14 protein-coding genes are annotated in these 18,206 nt (G+C 57.4%); 11 read left to right on the plus strand and 3 right to left on the minus strand.

What is annotated here, in order from left to right; translation table 11 throughout:
• Window positions 1-13 precede the first annotated feature (13 nt).
• Both focA and ycaO read right to left on the minus strand, forming a co-directional pair.
• Window positions 14-874, minus strand: a complete 861-nt coding sequence (focA, locus tag HWW83_RS02330) for a formate transporter FocA (protein ID WP_019454548.1) — start codon at window positions 872-874, stop codon at window positions 14-16.
• 460 nt (window positions 875-1,334) lie between these two features.
• Window positions 1,335-3,098, minus strand: coding sequence for a 30S ribosomal protein S12 methylthiotransferase accessory factor YcaO (gene ycaO / locus HWW83_RS02335; protein ID WP_033642559.1), 1,764 nt, complete (start codon window positions 3,096-3,098; stop codon window positions 1,335-1,337).
• Between the two features lie 148 nt (window positions 3,099-3,246).
• Here ycaO and ansB point away from each other — a divergent pair, with 148 nt between their 5' ends.
• The 9 genes from ansB (at window position 3,247) to lpxK (ending at window position 15,544) form a co-directional block, all read left to right on the plus strand.
• A complete protein-coding gene (gene ansB, locus HWW83_RS02340; RefSeq protein ID WP_033642560.1) occupies window positions 3,247-4,293 on the plus strand; it encodes an L-asparaginase 2 in 1,047 nt (348 codons plus the stop codon).
• 302 nt (window positions 4,294-4,595) lie between these two features.
• Entirely contained in the window at window positions 4,596-5,681 is a 1,086-nt protein-coding gene (gene serC, locus HWW83_RS02345; RefSeq protein WP_028127991.1) for a 3-phosphoserine/phosphohydroxythreonine transaminase, read from the plus strand.
• Between the two features lie 113 nt (window positions 5,682-5,794).
• Window positions 5,795-7,081, plus strand: a complete 1,287-nt coding sequence (gene aroA, locus HWW83_RS02350) for a 3-phosphoshikimate 1-carboxyvinyltransferase (protein ID WP_033642562.1) — start codon at window positions 5,795-5,797, stop codon at window positions 7,079-7,081.
• Window positions 7,082-7,339: 258 nt separating this feature from the next.
• Entirely contained in the window at window positions 7,340-8,029 is a 690-nt protein-coding gene (gene cmk / locus HWW83_RS02355) for a (d)CMP kinase (protein WP_004928270.1), read from the plus strand.
• A 184-nt stretch (window positions 8,030-8,213) separates the two neighbouring features.
• On the plus strand, window positions 8,214-9,887 hold the full coding sequence (gene rpsA, locus HWW83_RS02360) for a 30S ribosomal protein S1 (protein ID WP_004928267.1): 1,674 nt from the start codon (window positions 8,214-8,216) through the stop codon (window positions 9,885-9,887).
• A gap of 62 nt (window positions 9,888-9,949) precedes the next feature.
• Window positions 9,950-10,234 carry an integration host factor subunit beta gene (gene ihfB, locus HWW83_RS02365; protein ID WP_004928264.1) on the plus strand — a complete coding sequence of 95 codons (285 nt, stop codon included), beginning with the start codon at window positions 9,950-9,952 and terminating at the stop codon, window positions 10,232-10,234.
• A 269-nt stretch (window positions 10,235-10,503) separates the two neighbouring features.
• The gene (locus tag HWW83_RS02370; RefSeq protein WP_405051586.1) at window positions 10,504-12,780 is read left to right on the plus strand and encodes a ComEC family protein; all 2,277 of its coding nucleotides are present in this window, start codon (window positions 10,504-10,506) and stop codon (window positions 12,778-12,780) included.
• Between the two features lie 35 nt (window positions 12,781-12,815).
• On the plus strand, window positions 12,816-14,564 hold the full coding sequence (msbA, locus tag HWW83_RS02375; protein WP_033642563.1) for a lipid A ABC transporter ATP-binding protein/permease MsbA: 1,749 nt from the start codon (window positions 12,816-12,818) through the stop codon (window positions 14,562-14,564).
• Window positions 14,564-15,544 (plus strand): tetraacyldisaccharide 4'-kinase, encoded by a 981-nt coding sequence (lpxK, locus tag HWW83_RS02380; RefSeq protein WP_042784110.1) that lies wholly within the window; start codon window positions 14,564-14,566, stop codon window positions 15,542-15,544. Before msbA ends, lpxK begins: the two co-directional genes overlap by 1 nt.
• A gap of 2 nt (window positions 15,545-15,546) precedes the next feature.
• On the opposite strand, the gene hglS is transcribed toward lpxK, so the two are convergent.
• Entirely contained in the window at window positions 15,547-16,953 is a 1,407-nt protein-coding gene (gene hglS / locus HWW83_RS02385) for a 2-oxoadipate dioxygenase/decarboxylase HglS (protein WP_033642565.1), read from the minus strand.
• Between the two features lie 525 nt (window positions 16,954-17,478).
• Between hglS and cspE the strand changes: the two genes are divergently transcribed.
• Window positions 17,479-17,688, plus strand: coding sequence for a transcription antiterminator/RNA stability regulator CspE (cspE, locus tag HWW83_RS02390; RefSeq protein WP_004928244.1), 210 nt, complete (start codon window positions 17,479-17,481; stop codon window positions 17,686-17,688).
• Between the two features lie 223 nt (window positions 17,689-17,911).
• On the plus strand, window positions 17,912-18,133 hold the full coding sequence (locus tag HWW83_RS02395) for a cold-shock protein (RefSeq protein ID WP_004928241.1): 222 nt from the start codon (window positions 17,912-17,914) through the stop codon (window positions 18,131-18,133).
• The last annotated feature ends 73 nt before the right edge of the window (window positions 18,134-18,206 follow it).

Genomic DNA, 18,206 nt, shown 5'->3' on the forward strand with positions numbered 1-18,206 from the left:
GGTAACTCACAGCTTAGTGCTGTTCGCGGCCCCCGCGCAGATAAATTACCCAGTAAGTCAACCCAACCAGCAGACCGCCGCCGATGATGTTACCAATGGTGACCGGAATCAGGTTGTCGATGATGAAATTGCTTACTGTCAGATGAGCGAATTGCTCAGGTACCGCCCCTACGGCTTGCCAGAATTCCGGCGTGGCGAAGTGTTTGACCACGATGCCCATAGGGATCATAAACATGTTGGCGATGCTGTGTTCGAAGCCGCTGGCGACAAACATACCTACCGGCAGCACCATGGCGAGCATCTTGTCGGTCAGGGTACGGCCGGAGTAGCTCATCCAGACCGCCAGGCAGACCATCAGGTTAGCCAGAATGCCGAGGCAGACGGCTTCGATAAAGGTGTGATGCAGCTTGTGGTCCGCGGTTTGCAGAACATTCAGGCCCCACTGGCCGTTGGCGACCATATACTCGCCGGAGAACCAGATCAGCGCCACGAAGAACAGCGCGCCGACCAGGTTGCCGAGATAAACGTTCAGCCAGTTGGCACCCAGTTGGCCCCAGCTGATGCGGCCGCTGGCCTTGGCGATGACGATAAGCACGGTAGAGGTGAACAGGTCGGCGCCCGACACCACCACCAGCATTAACCCGAGAGAGAAACAGATGCCGCCGACCAGTTTAGCCAGTCCGAAAGGCACGCCGGCGGTGCCGGTGGTCGCCGTGATGTAGAAAACGAAGGCGATGGAAATGAAGACACCGGCGGTGATCGCCAAATAAAACGTTTTCAGCGGATGTTTGGTGGCTTTATACACGCCGGCATCTTCAGCGATTTTCGCCGTTGCCGCAGGTAAAATCAGATCGAATGGGCTGTCAGTTTTCAAACTAACTCTCGCTCTTAAGGGTTAAAACAACGCAATGAGATACTAGCAAAGCAGTATAGGGGAAAATTTGATTTGGATCATAAGGCGGGGAAGTAGAGCGCCAAAATGGCATGCTTTCTGTGTGGTTTTTATGGTTAATTTATTGAATTTAAACAAAAAACAATTTTTTAATGTTTGCAATTTTTTTTGAATTCACCCGGTGTGCCGAGGGTGTCAAAGTTAAATTTTTAGGCGTTTTGTCGCCGTTCGTCGCTGAAAGTTTAATTATCGGTTAATTATTATTTCACCGTCCGGCAACAATCGCCGGTTTATTTATTCTTATGCTCGTTTAACCGCCTATTTTCCTGCGGGAAAATAAAACAGAATGCGTTGAAATAAACCGCAAAATGAAAACGCCGCAGCGGAGTGCGGCGTTTGACCGGGGAGGGTACCCCAAAAGTGGCGGTACCCCCAATGGCGATTAGGCCTTGGCCCAGTGACGGCGCTTGGCCGCCTGCAGCTTCTCGTAGGCCGCCAGCAGCGCCTGATGGGCCGGCAACGCCTTCAGATCGGCATCGACGGCGAACAGCCCGTTGAAGCGCTCTTCACCGCTGATGGCGGCCGAGGCCGCGTCCACCGCTTCCTGGCCGTACATTTTCACGAACGCGGTATAGTATTGCGCCGCTTCGCGCTCAGGCTCCTGCGCCAGCAGCAACAGCGTTTGCAGGCAACGGTAGTAGTTGCTGCGCGCCGGGCTCAGCACCGAGGCGTTGAAGTCCTGCGTCCATTCGGTCCAAATCAGCGCCTGATCCAGATCGCCGCCCGCCAGCGCCAGCATCGACTTCAGCTCGCCCACGCGCAGGGTATACCAGGCGTTGTCTTTGCCGCTGGCAATGCCCAGCAGTTCGCGTACGCGGGTGAAATCGTCCAGCCCTTCGTCGTCCAACTGCTCGATCAGCGCCAGGTATTCTTCCGGCTCCCACTCGCTGCCCGGCAACGCCAGCAGCGTATCGCGCAGGTGCGCGCCCATGCTGTTGTTGGCCAGCAGCAGGTCTTCCGCCGGGTAGATATCGGACATGCCCGGCACGATGATGCGGCAAGCGTAGACGCCCAGGTGTTCGTAGTCGGCGATGTACACTTCCGCGTCTTCTTTGTCGAAGATGCTCATCAGGGTGGCGAACTCTTCCTGCGTGCTGCCGCTGAAGTTCCAGTCAACGAACGGATAGTCCGCGTCCTGCTTGAACAGATCCCACGAGATCAGGCCGCTGGAGTCGATGAAGTGCGTTTCCAGGTTGGTGTGTTCCGCCACTTCTTCGTCATCGAAGGTCGGCGCGGTGAACACGTCGAGATCTTTCAGGCTGCGGCCCTGAAGCAGTTCGGTCACCGTGCGCTCCAGCGCCACGCCGAAGTCCGGGTGCGCGCCGAACGAGGCGAAGCAGGTGCCGTTGGTCGGGTTGAACAGCACCACGCAGATCACCGGGTAGTTGCCGCCCAGCGAGGCGTCGTAGGAGAGGATTGGGAAACCTTCCTCTTCCAGCTTGGCGATGGCTTCCACCACGCCCGGGTAGCGGTTCAGCACCTCGTCCGGGATCGCCGGCAGGCTGATGGATTCGGCGATAATGCGGTTTTTCACATAGCGCTCGAACACTTCCGACAGGCCCTGCACGCGCGCTTCGTTGGCGGTGTTGCCGGCGGACATGCCGTTGGAAACATACAGGTTGCCGATGATGTTCATCGGAATGTATACCGTTTGCTGATCGGACTGACGGGTGAACGGCAGCGCGCAGATGCCGCGATCGGCATTGCCGGACTGCAGATCGACAAGATCGCTGGCGCTCAGCTCTTGTTGCGGATCGTAGAAGGCGTGCAGACGCTCGTCGAGGATGCCGGCCGGCAGCGCATCGTCCGCCGGGATCGGGAACCATTTCTCATTCGGGTAGTGCACGAAGTCGCCTTCGGCGATCTGCTTGCCCAGATAGAAATCGGCGAAGAAGTAGTTGGTGGACAGGCGCTCGAAATATTCACCCAGCGCAGAGGCCAACGCGGCTTTTTTGCTGGCGCCTTTGCCGTTGGTGAAGCACAGCGGGCAATCGCGATCGCGAATGTGCACCGACCATACGTGCGGCACCGGGTTCAGCCAGGAGGCTTCTTCGATGTTGAAACCGAGATCGCTCAGTTTCTGCTGGAAACGGGCGATGGAATCTTCCAGGGCGGCGTCTTTACCGGGGATAAAAGTTTGCGTCATTGTCTTCACTTTTTGCGCGTACTAAAAACGCGCAATGATACGGGGTTTTACGCTGGAGCTCCACGTATTCCTAAAGCGGCGGCAAAGTCACAGTTTTTTTAAGGATAAAGGCCATAATTCAGCGAGTTATCTGTCACGGAGAAATCTAATGAAATCAGTGAAACTCAGCGTGTTAACCCTTTTGTTGACCGGCGTCAGCGCCTCGGCGCTGGCGCTGCCCAACATCACCCTGCTGGCGACCGGCGGCACCATCGCCGGCGGCGGCGATTCGGCGACGAAATCCAACTATACCGCGGGCAAACTGGGCGTCGAGGCGCTGGTCGATGCGGTGCCGGCGCTGAAGAACATCGCCAACGTGCAGGGGGAGCAGGTGGTTAACATCGGCTCGCAGGACATGAACGATCAGGTCTGGCTGACGTTGGCGAAGAAAATTGACGCCGACTGCGGCAAAACCGACGGCTTCGTCATCACCCACGGCACCGATACGCTGGAAGAGACGGCCTATTTCCTCGATCTGACGGTGAAGTGCGACAAGCCGGTAGTGCTGGTCGGGGCGATGCGGCCGGCGACGGCGATGAGCGCCGACGGCCCGTTCAATCTGTATAACGCGGTGGTGACGGCGGCGGATCCGCAATCGGCCAACCGCGGGGTGCTGGTGGCGATGAACGACAGCGTGCTGGACGCACGAGATGTCACCAAAACCAGCACCACCGCCGTGCAAACCTTCCAGTCGCCGAACTTCGGCCCGCTCGGGTATATCCACAACGGCAAGATCGATTATCAGCGTTCGCCGCAGCGCAAGCACACCCGGGAGACGCCGTTCGACGTCAGCAAGCTGAACGAACTGCCGAAGGTCGGCATCATTTACAACTACGCCAACGCCTCTGATGCGCCGGTCAAGGCGTTGATCGCCGAAGGGTACCAGGGCATCGTCAGCGCCGGGGTCGGCAACGGCAACCTGTATAAAACCGTGTTCGACACCCTGGCGACGGCGGCGCACAGCGGCGTGGCGGTAGTGCGTTCTTCGCGCGTGCCGACCGGCGCCACCACGGAGGATGCGGAAGTGGACGACGCCAAGTACGGCTTCGTGGCCGCCGGCACGCTGAATCCGCAAAAGGCCCGCATTCTGCTGCAGCTGGCGTTGACGCAAACGAAAGATGCGAAGCAGATCCAGCAAATGTTCAATCAGTACTGATCGTTTTCTCTCCTGCGGGGGCCGTCCGGGCTCCCGCAGCCATCTCGGCTGAATACAGCATAAAACACCGCGTTAACCCGCTGAATTTCCCCATGTCGCAGGGTTTTATCGTCCAAAAAAACGCGCCGACCGCAGAGCCTGTCATCACCCGGCGCGCCTGTTTGCCGCCGGCGGGCGAATAAGCGTTGCAGCCATGGGGCGTGAGTGATAAAACCGAAGGGTTGGTTAACGCGAGCGTTAACTTCGGGCGTCTTTTCGACAGGTCGCTTTTCTGCGGCGAACAGTGAATGTGGTGAGGGGAAATGACTCAGGTTTATAATTTTAGCTCTGGCCCGGCGATGCTGCCGGTGGAAGTGTTGCGTCGTGCGGAACAGGAACTGTGCAACTGGCACGGCCTGGGAACGTCAGTGATGGAGATCAGTCACCGCAGCAAAGAATTCATCGCCGTTGCCGAGCAGGCGGAACAGGATCTGCGCGATCTGCTGAAAGTCCCCTCCAACTATAAAGTGCTGTTTTGCCACGGCGGCGCCCGCGCGCAATTCGCCGCGCTGCCGCTGAACCTGCTGGGCGACAAGGCCACCGCCGACTACATCGACGGCGGCTATTGGGCGCACAGCGCCATCAAGGAAGCGGAAAAGTATTGCACCCCGAACGTCATCGACGTGAAAACCCGCATCGACGGCCTGAGCGGCATCAAGCCGATGAAAGAGTGGCAGCTGAGCAACGACGCGGCTTACGTGCATTATTGCCCAAATGAAACCATCGACGGCGTAGCCATCGATGAAACGCCGGACTTCGGCGACAAAGTGGTGATCGGCGATTACTCCTCGACCATCCTGTCCCGCCCGCTCGACGTCAGCCGCTTCGGCGTGATTTACGCCGGCGCACAGAAAAATATCGGCCCGGCCGGCCTGACGCTGGTGATTGTGCGTGACGATCTGTTGGGCAAGGCGCGTAAAGAAGTGCCCTCGATCCTCGATTACACCGTGTTGGCCGAGAACGATTCGATGTTCAACACCCCGCCGACCTTCGCCTGGTACCTGTCCGGGTTGGTGTTCAAATGGCTGAAAGAGCAGGGCGGCCTGGTGGAGATGCAAAAACGCAATCAGGCCAAGGCCGAGTTGCTGTATGCGACCATCGATAAATCCGACTTCTACCGCAGCCAGGTGGCGATCGCCAACCGCTCGTGGATGAACGTGCCGTTCCAGCTGGCCGATGCAGCGCTGGATAAGGTGTTCCTCAGCGAAGCCGAGGCCATCGGCCTGCAGGCGCTGAAAGGCCACCGGGTAGTTGGCGGTATGCGCGCTTCTATTTACAATGCGATGCCGCTGGCCGGCGTACAGGCGCTGACCGACTTTATGACCGATTTCGAGCGTCGTCACGGTTGATCCCGTCAGCTCGCCGGGCGCGGGCTGACCAGGCTGTTGTCCTTTTGCATTAAAGCGGCTCCGGCATTATTCCGGAGCCGTTTCGTTTATCAGAATTGGAGAGTTTTGTTCACATGGTGGATTCCCTGACGTTACAACCGGTCGCCCTGGTCAATGGCACCGTCAACTTACCCGGCTCGAAGAGCGTTTCTAACCGCGCTCTGCTGCTGGCGGCGCTGGCGGAGGGAACGACCCGGCTGACCAACCTGCTGGACAGCGACGATGTGCGTCATATGCTGAATGCGCTGCAGGCTTTGGGCGTGAACTACCAGCTTTCCGCCGACCGCACCGTGTGTGAAGTCACCGGCGTGGCCGGGCCGCTGGTGGCCGACCAGCCGCTGGAACTGTTCCTCGGCAACGCCGGCACCGCGATGCGCCCACTGGCGGCGGCGCTGTGCCTCGGCGAAGGCGACGTGGTGCTGACCGGCGAACCGCGTATGAAAGAACGTCCGATCGGCCATTTGGTGGACGCGTTGCGCCAGGGCGGGGCGCAAATTGATTACCTCGAACAGACCGATTATCCGCCGATTCGCCTGCGTGGCGGCTTCCAGGGCGGCGACGTCACCGTTGACGGCAGCGTCTCCAGCCAGTTCCTGACCGCGTTGCTGATGACCGCGCCGCTGGCGCCGCAGGATACGCAAATCCACATCAAAGGCGAGCTGGTTTCCAAGCCGTACATCGACATCACGTTGCACCTGATGCGCACCTTCGGCGTATCGGCGAGCCACGACAATTACCGGGTGTTCCATATTCAGGGGCGCCAGACGTATATCGCGCCGGGCGACTATCTGGTTGAAGGCGACGCTTCTTCCGCGTCCTACTTCCTGGCGGCGGCGGCGATCAAAGGCGGCACCGTGCGCGTGACCGGCATCGGTCGCAAAAGCGTGCAGGGTGACACCAAATTCGCCGATGTGCTGGAGAAGATGGGGGCGCGCATCACCTGGGGCGACGATTTCATCGAGTGCAGCCGCGGTGAACTGCGCGGCATAGATATGGATATGAACCACATTCCGGATGCGGCGATGACCATCGCCACCGCGGCGCTGTTCGCCGAGGGGCCGACCACCATCCGCAATATCTACAACTGGCGGGTGAAGGAAACTGACCGTCTGGCGGCGATGGCCACCGAGCTGCGTAAAGTGGGGGCGGAAGTTGACGAGGGCGAAGACTACATTCACGTCGTGCCGCCGGCCAAACTGCAGTTCGCCGAGATCGGCACCTACAACGATCACCGCATGGCGATGTGCTTTTCGCTGGTGGCGTTGTCGGATACCCCGGTCACGATCCTCGATCCGAAGTGCACCGCGAAAACCTTCCCGGACTATTTCGAACAGCTGGCGCGCATCAGCCAGCCGGCGTAACCGTCAGATCATTTCTTTTAAGGCCCCTTTGCGGGCCTTTATCGTTTTTAACCCCCGGCGACCGGCGTTTCTTCTATACTTTTTCGCGGTTGTGCGCTTATTTTCAACAACCGGACAGTTCCAGGGTAACAGATCGCCGTAGGGCAGCGTATAATACGCCACCGTATTTGCCCCTGATTGGGCAGGTGACAGAGCACCCGGGCTTCGAGTCGAAGCGCGCCGTGTCTCTGTGAGGTTTTCTACCTGAAGGAGAGAGAAATGACGGCTACAGCCCCGGTGATAACCGTTGATGGACCAAGTGGCGCAGGCAAAGGCACGCTGTGTAAAGCGTTGGCCGAGTCCCTTGGTTGGCGTTTGCTGGATTCCGGCGCGATCTATCGCGTGCTGGCGCTGGCGGCGTTGCATCATCAGGTGGATATCACTTCTGAGGAAGCGCTGGTTCCGCTGGCCGCACATCTCGATGTTCGCTTCGTTGCCCAGGACGGTAAGCTGCAAGTGATTTTGGAAGGTGAGGACGTCAGCAATGAGATCCGCACCGAAACCGTCGGCAACACCGCGTCGCAAGCGGCGGCGTTTCCGCGCGTGCGCGAGGCGTTGCTGCGCCGCCAGCGCGCTTTTCGCGAGGCGCCTGGCCTGATTGCCGATGGCCGCGACATGGGCACGGTGGTGTTCCCGGACGCGCCGGTCAAGATTTTCCTCGACGCCAGCTCGGAGGAGCGCGCGCACCGCCGCATGCTGCAGTTGCAGGAAAAGGGCTTTAATGTTAACTTTGAACGTCTTTTAGCCGAGATAAAGGAACGGGACGACCGTGACCGTAATCGGCCTATCGCGCCTCTGGTGCCCGCTTCTGACGCCCTCGTGCTGGATTCTACCAGCATGTCGATAGAAGAAGTGATCCGGCAGGCGTTGACGTATGCACAGAAAGTGTTGGCGTTGCCGCAGCAATAAGCGCGGCGGCGCTATTGGCTTTTTGTCATATTTGTCATAGCGGTATCGCAATATATCGGGTAAAATTTTACCCCTGTAACCTTAAACCCTGTCGGCATGGAGCCAATGGCGGGGTATGTGAAACAACCCCATTCGGCGGGACGCTAAATGGACGTTAAACTAAAGAACCCTGAAGATTAACAACATGACTGAATCTTTCGCTCAACTCTTTGAAGAATCCTTAAAAGAAATCGAAACCCGCCCGGGTTCCATCGTTCGTGGCGTCGTTGTTGCTATCGACAAAGATATCGTACTGGTTGACGCCGGTCTGAAATCTGAGTCTGCCATCCCGGCTGAGCAATTCAAAAACGCCCAGGGCGAGCTGGAAATCCAGGTTGGTGACGAAGTTGACGTTGCTCTGGATGCTGTTGAAGACGGCTTCGGTGAAACCCTGCTGTCCCGTGAGAAAGCTAAGCGTCACGAAGCTTGGATCACGCTGGAAAAAGCCTACGAAGAAGCTGAGACTGTAACCGGTGTTATCAACGGCAAAGTGAAGGGTGGCTTCACCGTCGAGCTGAACGGCATCCGCGCGTTCCTGCCAGGTTCCCTGGTTGACGTGCGTCCGGTACGTGACACTCTGCACCTGGAAGGCAAAGAGCTTGAGTTCAAAGTCATCAAGCTGGATCAGAAGCGCAACAACGTTGTCGTTTCTCGCCGTGCGGTTATCGAATCCGAGAACAGCGCTGAGCGCGATCAACTGCTGGAAAACCTGCAGGAAGGCATGGAAGTTAAAGGTATCGTTAAGAACCTCACTGACTACGGTGCATTCGTTGATCTGGGCGGCGTAGACGGCCTGCTGCACATCACTGACATGGCTTGGAAACGCGTTAAGCATCCAAGCGAAATCGTCAACGTTGGCGATGAAATCACTGTTAAAGTGCTGAAGTTCGACCGCGAGCGTACTCGTGTATCCCTGGGCCTGAAACAGCTGGGCGAAGATCCATGGGTTGCTATCGCGAAACGTTACCCAGAAGGCACCAAGCTGACTGGCCGTGTAACCAACCTGACTGATTACGGCTGCTTCGTGGAAATCGAAGAAGGCGTTGAAGGTCTGGTACACGTTTCTGAAATGGATTGGACCAACAAAAACATCCATCCGTCCAAAGTTGTTAACGTGGGCGACGTAGTGGAAGTGATGGTTCTGGACATCGATGAAGAACGTCGTCGTATCTCCCTGGGCCTGAAGCAGTGCAAATCCAACCCATGGCAGCAGTTCGCAGAGACCCACAACAAGGGCGACCGCGTTGAAGGTAAAATCAAGTCTATCACTGACTTCGGTATCTTCATCGGCCTGGACGGCGGCATCGACGGCCTGGTTCACCTGTCTGACATCTCCTGGAACGTTGCAGGCGAAGAAGCAGTACGTGAATACAAGAAAGGCGACGAAATCGCTGCGGTTGTTCTGCAAGTTGACGCAGAGCGCGAGCGTATCTCCCTGGGCGTGAAGCAACTGGCTGAAGACCCGTTCAATAACTACCTGTCTATGAACAAGAAAGGTGCTATTGTTACTGGTAAAGTCACTGCAGTTGACGCCAAAGGTGCTACAGTTGAATTGGCAGGCGGCGTAGAAGGTTACCTGCGTGCATCTGAAGCCTCTCGCGACCGCATTGAAGATGCAACTCTGGTTCTGAACGTAGGTGACGAAGTTGAAGCTAAATTCACCGGCGTTGACCGTAAGAACCGCGTTGTAAGCCTGTCCGTACGTGCTAAGGACGAAGCTGACGAGAAAGACGCCATCGCAACTGTTAACAACAAACAGGAAGAAGGCAACTTCTCTAACGCAATGGCTGAAGCTTTCAAAGCGGCTAAAGGCGAGTAATGACGGGGGGCGGTCTCTGACCGCCCCGATACGGTAGTTTAGCTGCAAAGCTTGGAGGTACTATGACCAAGTCTGAACTTATTGAAAGACTTGCTGGCCAGCAATCTCATATTCCGGCGAAGGCCGTTGAGGATGCAGTGAAAGAGATGCTTGAGCACATGGCCGCTACGCTGGCCGAGGGCGAACGCATTGAGATCCGCGGATTCGGCAGTTTTTCTCTTCACTACCGTGCCCCGCGTGTAGGTCGCAACCCGAAAACCGGTGACAAAGTTGAGCTGGACGGCAAGTACGTTCCTCACTTCAAACCAGGCAAAGAGTTGCGTGACCGCGCCAATATCTATGGCTAGTCGCTGACTGCTCATAGCGTTGTTGCTTGAAAAGAATATAAAACGGTGCCTGTAAGGCGCCGTTTTTTTTGCCTGCAATTCGCCGCGATATGCTAGCGAGTTGCGTACTGCGCCGCATTTACGATGTGGCTCCTGCATAGATCTCTCTTATCCTGCCATGTTCAGCGCATCTTCGTTAAAGCCCGCTGGCGGCGACGTGTCGCCTGAATGATCCTGCTTGCTTGCCGTGACGCGTCTTTGCTCATGGCGGAGCCGATGGGAGAAAAGCGATCAAAATTTCGCTGGATCTGGCGATATTTGCCGTTATCTGCGGCATCCTGCCGCTATTGGTTTTACCGCAGTTGCCTGAGCAATGGCAGCTGTGGCCGCTTTTGCTTGTTGTCTGTTTACTGCTGCGTACGCGCAGGCCATTCTGCCGTTATTTGGCCTGCCTGGGGTTGGGGTTCGCGTGGGCGGTTTTCAATGCCGGAAGCCTGATAGGGCAAATGGAGCGTTTGAGCCGCGGGCCGGAAGTGACGGCGGTGGTGCAGGTAAGCAGCATCGCGTTGAATCCGGCCGCCAGCAAGCAGACGCTAATGCGTATCGAGCGGATCGATGGCCATTGGCTGGCGCCTGCATTGATGTTTACCACACTATGGGCCCCGGAACAGCAGCGGCTGTGCGCCGGGCAGCGTTGGCAATTGAAACTGCGCTTGCGGCCGGTGCACGGCAAGCTCAATGAAGGGGGCTTCGACAGCCAACGTTGGGCGATCGCACAGCGCCAGCCGTTGACGGGCCTGGTCAGGCAGGCCCGTTTGCTGGATGGCGATTGTAGCCTGCGTCAGCGCATAATCAGCCATGCGGAAACCAACATCGGTGAGCTGCGTTACAAGGCGGTATTGTTGGCGCTGGCGTTTGGGGAGCGAACCGCGCTGGAACAGCCTTTACGCACGCTGATGCTGAAAACCGGCATTGCGCACTTAATGGCCATTTCAGGGCTTCATGTGGCGATGGTCGCCATTTTGTTCTGGGCTGCGCTGCGGGCGCTGCAGTTTTTTCTTCCCTCCCATCTGATTGGCTATCGTTTTCCCCTGGTCGCGGGCTGGGTGGCGACGCTGATCTATGTCTGGTTGGTGGGCGCCCAGCCGCCGGCGGTGCGTACCGTGTTGGCCATGACATTGTGGATGTTGCTGCGCCTGCGCGGCGTTCATTGTTCTTCCTGGCAGGTGTGGCTATGGTGTATCGGGCTGATTTTGCTGTGCGATCCGCTGGCGGTATTGTCAGACAGTTTCTGGCTGTCGGTGCTGGCGGTAGGTTGCCTGATTTTTTGGTTTGAATGGGCGCCGCTCGGTGAGCGATTCCGGTCGGCCTGGTATTGGGCGCCGGTGCGCTGGCTGCATATTCAGCTCGGCATGACGCTGCTGCTGGTGCCGATGCAGGCCGCGCTGTTTCTGGGCCTGACGTTGACCTCGCTACCCGCCAATCTGTGGGCGGTACCTATTGTCTCATTGGTGACGGTGCCGCTGATTTTGCTGGCGGTGATATTTGGCTTCTTTCCCTCGTTAAGCTACGGGCTATGGTGGCTGGCGGACTTCACGCTGCACTGGGTGTTTGTGCCGCTGCATTACCTGCAACGCGGTTGGGTGGATCTGGGGGCTGCCTCGCTGCTGGCCAGCGCGGCGGGGTGGCTCATCGTCGTCTGTTGGCGCTTTCATTGGTGGCGGCGTTATGCACCGGGGCTGGCGACGGTAGCGATATGCTGTGTGCTGTGGCGGGAAAAAGAGCCGGGATACCGCTGGCGAGTCGATATGCTCGATGTCGGGCACGGCTTGGCGGTGGTCATTGAGCGAAACGGCAAGGGAATACTGTACGATACCGGCGAGCGTTGGCCGGGCGGCAGCGCCGCCGAACGGCATATTTTGCCAATGTTGAACTGGCGGGGGATTGAATTGGAACAGATCATTATCAGCCATGATCATCTCGATCATACCGGTGGCCTGCCGACGGTGCGACGGGCGTTTCCAGGGGCTACGGTACGCAGCCCGATGCGCGGGGAGGGGCACTTGCCCTGCGTCGCCGGTGAGCGCTGGCGCTGGCAAGGGTTGCAATTCGAAGTGCTGTGGCCGCCGAAAACGCGTAAAAAGCCGGGCAATGACGACTCTTGCGTGATCCGTATCGACGACGGGAAACACAGCCTGCTGCTTACCGGTGATGCGGAAAAAAAGGCGGAGGCGCAGCTGCTCCGATTGCGGCGCGATCGCTTGGCGGCGACGGTGTTGCAGGTAGGGCATCATGGCAGCCGAACCTCTTCAACGCCGCCGTTTCTGCGCGCGGTTAATCCTCAGGCGGCATTGGCGTCAGCATCTCGTTACAACAAATGGCGTTTGCCGGCGCGTAAAGTGGTCGCCAGATACCGGGCAAATGGCATTATATGGCGCGATACGACGCGCTCCGGCCAGTTATCGGTACTTTTTTTCGACAACGATTGGCAAATTAAAGGCTTTCGCGAACAATTAATGCCCCGTTGGTACCATCAGCGGTTTGGCGTAGAGGGTGATAATGAGTAAAATAGGCCGCTATTTCTTCCGATGCTGGTATTTGCATGATGAATGATAAAGATCTCTCGACCTGGCAGACATTCCGTCGACTCTGGCCGATGATCACTCCTTTTAAGACCGGGCTGATTGTAGCCGCCATTGCGTTGATTATGAACGCAGCGGGGGACACGCTGATGCTGTCTCTGCTTAAACCGCTATTGGACGATGGGTTTGGAAAAACCGACAGCAGCGTGCTGGTGTGGATGCCGTTGGCCGTCATCGCGCTGATGTTGATGCGCGGCGTAACCAGCTTTGTTTCAAGCTACTGCATTTCCTGGGTTTCCGGCATGGTGGTGATGCAGATGCGCCGCCGCCTGTTTGGCCACATGATGAGAATGCCGGTGGCCTTCTTCGATCAACAGTCCACCGGGACCCTGTTGTCGCGCATTACCTATGATTCCGAACAGGTGGCTTCCTCCTCTTCCAGCGCGCTGGTGACCGTGGTGCGCGAAGGGGCTTCGATCATTGGCCTGTTCATCATGATGTTCTATTACAGCTGGCAGTTGTCGGTGATCCTGATCGTGCTGGCGCCGATCGTCTCCATTGCCATTCGCCTGGTGTCCAAGCGTTTCCGCAACATCAGCAAGAACATGCAGAACACGATGGGGCAGGTGACCACCAGCGCCGAACAGATGCTGAAAGGCCATAAAGAAGTGCTGATCTTCGGCGGCCAGCAGGTGGAAACCGAGCGCTTTAATTCGGTCAGCAACCGCATGCGTCAGCAAGGCATGAAGCTGGTTTCCGCGTCTTCGATTTCCGATCCGATCATTCAGCTGATCGCTTCGCTGGCGCTGGCGTTCGTGCTGTTTGCCGCCAGCTTCCCAAGCGTGATGGAAACCCTGACCGCCGGTACCATTACCGTGGTGTTCTCGTCGATGATTGCGCTGATGCGTCCGCTGAAGTCGCTGACCAACGTCAATGCCCAGTTCCAACGCGGGATGGCGGCGTGCCAGACGCTGTTCTCCATTTTGGATATGGAACAGGAAAAAGATACCGGCACCCGCGAAGTGAAGCGCGCGAAAGGCGATATCGAATTCCGCAATGTCACCTTCTACTACCCGTCCAAGGAAACGCCGGCGCTGCGTGATATCAACCTGAACATCGCCGAAGGCAAGACCGTAGCGCTGGTGGGCCGTTCCGGTTCGGGGAAATCGACCATCGCCAACCTGTTGACGCGTTTCTATGATATCCAGGAAGGCGAAATTCTGATGGATGGCCACGATCTGCGCGAATACACCCTGGCTTCACTGCGTAATCAGGTGGCCCTGGTTTCGCAAAACGTGCACCTGTTCAACGACACCATCGCCAACAATATTGCCTATGCGCGTGAGAGCGAATACAGCCGCGAGCAGATCGAAAAAGCGGCCGAAATGGCGTACGCGATGGACTTCATCAACAAGATGGAAAACGGCCTGGATACGGTGATCGGTGAAAACGGCGTCATGCTGTCCGGCGGCCAACGCCAGCGCATCGCCATCGCGCGCGCGCTGCTGCGTGACTGCCCGATCCTGATCCTGGATGAGGCGACCTCTGCGCTGGATACCGAGTCCGAGCGGGCCATTCAGGCCGCGCTGGACGAACTGCAGAAAGACCGAACTTCACTGGTGATCGCGCACCGTCTGTCGACTATTGAAAAGGCGGACGAGATCCTGGTAGTGGAAGACGGCCGCATCGTCGAACGCGGTGAGCACGCCGAGTTGCTTGAACGGCAGGGCGCCTATGCGCAGCTGCACCGCATGCAGTTTGGTCAATAATGATTGAGCGCATCTGGTCCGGCGGTTCGCTGCTTTATCTGGCGCTATTGCCGCTCTCGTGGCTGTATGGCCTGTTCAGTTGGCTGATCCGCCTTAGTTACCGCTGCGGCCTGCGTAAAAGTTGGCGTTCGCCGGTGCCGGTCGTGGTGGTGGGTAATCTCACCGCCGGCGGCAACGGCAAAACGCCGATGGTGATCTGGCTGGTGGAGCACCTGCAGCAACGGGGCTACCGAGTTGGGGTGGTGTCGCGCGGCTACGGCGGCAAGTCAGCGGTCTATCCTCTGGTGCTGGGTCAGAATACGTCGACCCGCGAGGCGGGCGATGAGCCGGTGCTGATTTATCAGCGTACCGGGGCGCCCGTGGCGATCGCGCCCAAGCGCGCCGAGGCGGTGCAGGCTCTGCTGCAACAACAGCCGCTGGATGTGATCATCACCGACGACGGCTTGCAGCACTACGCTTTACAGCGTGACTTCGAGCTGGTGGTCATCGACGGTGTGCGTCGGTTCGGTAACGGCTGGTGGTTGCCGGCCGGGCCGATGCGCGAGCGCGCTGCGCGGCTTGGCAGCGTCGATGCGCGCGTCGCCAATGGCGGCGTGGCGCAGGCCGGGGAAATTGCCATGCGTCTGCAGGCGCGTGATGCGGTGAACCTGCTGAGCGGTGAACGTCGCCCGGCGGCCGAGCTGCCGCGCGTGGTGGCGATGGCGGGTATCGGCCATCCGCCGCGTTTCTTCGCGACGTTGGAAAAGTTGAACGTCGAAGTCGTGCAGGAAGTGGCGTTTGCCGATCATCAGGAATATCAGCAGGCGCAGCTGGCGGCGTTGGTTAATGCAGATCAAACGCTGTTGATGACGGAGAAGGACGCGGTGAAGTGTCGCGCCTTTGCCCAGCCCAATTGGTGGTATCTACCGGTTGATGCGGTGCTACCGTCCGCTCAGGCTGAGCAACTGCTGCAGGATATCGAGTCCCTGCTGTCCAAGTAATCTCAGGATGCCAGCGTGACAAGCCCCAAGGCTTGCGCGCAGGCTTCCAGCGAGCGCTGCTGGGTTTGCTGATACAGCGCCAGCTCGTCGATCACCTCACTGCCCAACGCTTGTTCAAACGCTGCCCGGCTTGACGCCGCATTGTACTGTGTATGGCGGCTGTCCCCCAGATTCGATTGGAAAATCCCCGCCGCGCTGACCGGCAGAAAATCTTCATATACCAGTGGCTGGAAGCGAACGTGTTCTTTCTCGATCAGTTGCTCCAGGGTGCTGTGCTTATCCAGTGATTCTTTGGCCGCCAGGCCGCATTCGGTCGGGAAATAGCGGAACCAGGCCAGCTGTTGCTCGCGCAGCGTGGCGTAATCATCCGGAAACGCCCGGAAGTTTTCTTCCAGCAGCTGATAATAGCGTTCGGCATTTTTCTCGCTCGGCGGCGCCTGCAGCGCATCGTTGGTGGCCTTCAGCAGGCGGTCGTAGAGTTCTCTTCCTTTAGTCGTCAGCGCCACACCGCGCTGTTCAATCTCGCCGAAGCGCGCGGTATGATGACCGGCGACGACGCGGCCGTCATGCTCGACGAAATCGACGCGTTCTTCCAACGCCTTGAAGCTGGTCTGGCGCAGCAGGATCGCGCGACGGCGACGCGGCGGGCCCTCGATGACCGCCTTGGGCGTAATGCCGCGGGCGGGCATCGCCTGCTGAACGCGATCGATATCCAGCGTGCGCGGTGTCAGATGATTGATATGCGGCCCTTTAAACGCCACCACGTCGGCGATCAGGCGATGCTGATCGTGCAACTGCCGGTATTCTTCGGCGCTGACCGTCGCCTGGTTGTGCCAGCGGAAGGTTTCCAGCGCTTGTTCGACAAATTCTTGCGCCTGCACCTCATTCAGCCCGCCTTGCGCTTCCTGCAGCGCGATCAGTTCCAACGCGCGATCGGTAAAGATGCGGCGGCGCGCCAGCAAGCGCTCAGCCAGCTCACGCAGCGCGGGATCTTCTATCAGCTCCAGGCGCAGCAGGGAGGTAAACACGCGGAACGGACTGATTTGCAGGGCGTCTTCGTGTACGGCGCGAAAGGCGGTCGAGTGCACGGGAACGCCCGCCACCGACAGATCATAGTAACCGACCGGCGCCATGCCCATCACCCGGAACAGACGGCGCAGGGTGGCCAGTTCGTCCGCCGTGCCGACCCGGATCGCGCCGTGGCGCTCCATCGCAAGGCGTTCGATCTCGCCGGTGATTTGCAGTTGATGAGCCAGTGCGGCATCTTCGCGCAGAACCTGTCGGTTGGTTTCCGCCACCAGTTCCAGCAGATCGCCGTACAGCGGTACCTCCTTTTGGTACATGTCCGACATCGCGTGAGAGAATCTGGCGCGGATTTCATTAGGTGAAACGAACTGCTGGGCGGTCATGCGCATAGCTCCTTGATTCAGCATAATCTGAAAAATAGTGTTTTTAGCGGCAAAAGTGCTGGCGAAAAAGCCGTCTGCCTTGTTTTCCCCTCAAGTTTAGCCATCTGATTTGGGATTTGTTATAGACGTGGCAAGCATATTAGAGTTTTATGCGTTAGCTCTCATTTGCAGCGCACGGACGGACAAATGATGCCCCGGTGAGGAGGGGAATGCGATGGTTCGGTCGCGGCGAGCGTTAAATTAAGTCATGCATATTCAGAGGGATAAAAATAAATTCGGCGTATTTATGAATTTAATGCAATAAACCCCTTGTGCATTCACCATTTTTATGAGTAAATGCAAGTCGGCCTGTAATCCAGACCTATTTATGTTCGAGTTTAGAGTTAAGCAGTTCCTCCAAAAACGTTATCATCCGATTCCGCTTCAAAGACGAACCTTCTAAGTACCTCCCATAAGTAATGTTTCTGAAATGGCCGCAATTGCCTCTTATGGCAGATTTTGTAAATATATTTAAAGGTAAAAGTAATGTCTAAGAAGACGGGTCAAGTTAAGTGGTTCAACGAAAGCAAAGGTTTTGGTTTCATTGAGCAGCACGATGGCGGCAAAGATGTATTCGTACACTTCTCCGCAATCATGACCGACGGTTTCAAGACCCTGGCTGAAGGCCAGCGCGTCGAGTACACCATCCAGGACAGCCCGCGCGGGCCGGCTGCCGCCAACGTAGTTGCTCTGTAAGAAGACAGGGAACGCGTATAAAGAGATCTTAATACAACCATGGTGACGCTTCAGCGCTGAGTCATGCGGAAGATATTAAGTTCAACAAGCCCGCCTTAGTGCGGGTTTTTTAATTTTTTGCTCACGAGAGGTTTGTTACGAAAAACTTTAGGATGGGCTGGTAGCGTCCAGACAATATAAAAAATGACGTTGTCAAGGATGCTCAAGTAAAAGGATATAAGTTATGTTTAAAAATACTGTGTTAAAAATGGGCCGTGTGAAATGGTTTAATCAGGCCGAAGGCTATGGTTTTATTTCACCGGTAGATGGCAGCGACGAAATCTATGTCAATCGCAACGCTATCGCCAACACCAAAAATAAGTCGTTGAACGAAGGTCAGAACGTTGAGTTCTCGATCTATCGCAGCTCGCATGGGCTGTCCGCGGCAGACGTTATCGCGTTCTGATCGCATCCTCCTTCCTCGCCAGTGCCGGTGTCGCCACCCGCAAGCACTGGCGAAGATAAATCCCGCGATATCC

The organism is Serratia ureilytica (assembly GCF_013375155.1).
GTDB classification, from domain to species: domain Bacteria; phylum Pseudomonadota; class Gammaproteobacteria; order Enterobacterales; family Enterobacteriaceae; genus Serratia; species Serratia ureilytica.

What these genes read in the sequence shown, in the direction of transcription:
- ycaO (WP_033642559.1), bottom strand. Translation starts at nt 3,098, where the DNA reads ATGACGCAAACTTTTATCCCCGGTAAAGACGCCGCCCTGGAAGATTCC.
- ansB (WP_033642560.1), top strand. Translation starts at nt 3,247, where the DNA reads ATGAAATCAGTGAAACTCAGCGTGTTAACCCTTTTGTTGACCGGCGTC.
- serC (WP_028127991.1), top strand. Translation starts at nt 4,596, where the DNA reads ATGACTCAGGTTTATAATTTTAGCTCTGGCCCGGCGATGCTGCCGGTG.
- aroA (WP_033642562.1), top strand. Translation starts at nt 5,795, where the DNA reads ATGGTGGATTCCCTGACGTTACAACCGGTCGCCCTGGTCAATGGCACC.
- cmk (WP_004928270.1), top strand. Translation starts at nt 7,340, where the DNA reads ATGACGGCTACAGCCCCGGTGATAACCGTTGATGGACCAAGTGGCGCA.
- rpsA (WP_004928267.1), top strand. Translation starts at nt 8,214, where the DNA reads ATGACTGAATCTTTCGCTCAACTCTTTGAAGAATCCTTAAAAGAAATC.
- ihfB (WP_004928264.1), top strand. Translation starts at nt 9,950, where the DNA reads ATGACCAAGTCTGAACTTATTGAAAGACTTGCTGGCCAGCAATCTCAT.
- msbA (WP_033642563.1), top strand. Translation starts at nt 12,816, where the DNA reads ATGATGAATGATAAAGATCTCTCGACCTGGCAGACATTCCGTCGACTC.
- lpxK (WP_042784110.1), top strand. Translation starts at nt 14,564, where the DNA reads ATGATTGAGCGCATCTGGTCCGGCGGTTCGCTGCTTTATCTGGCGCTA.
- hglS (WP_033642565.1), bottom strand. Translation starts at nt 16,953, where the DNA reads ATGACCGCCCAGCAGTTCGTTTCACCTAATGAAATCCGCGCCAGATTC.
- cspE (WP_004928244.1), top strand. Translation starts at nt 17,479, where the DNA reads ATGTCTAAGAAGACGGGTCAAGTTAAGTGGTTCAACGAAAGCAAAGGT.
- HWW83_RS02395 (WP_004928241.1), top strand. Translation starts at nt 17,912, where the DNA reads ATGTTTAAAAATACTGTGTTAAAAATGGGCCGTGTGAAATGGTTTAAT.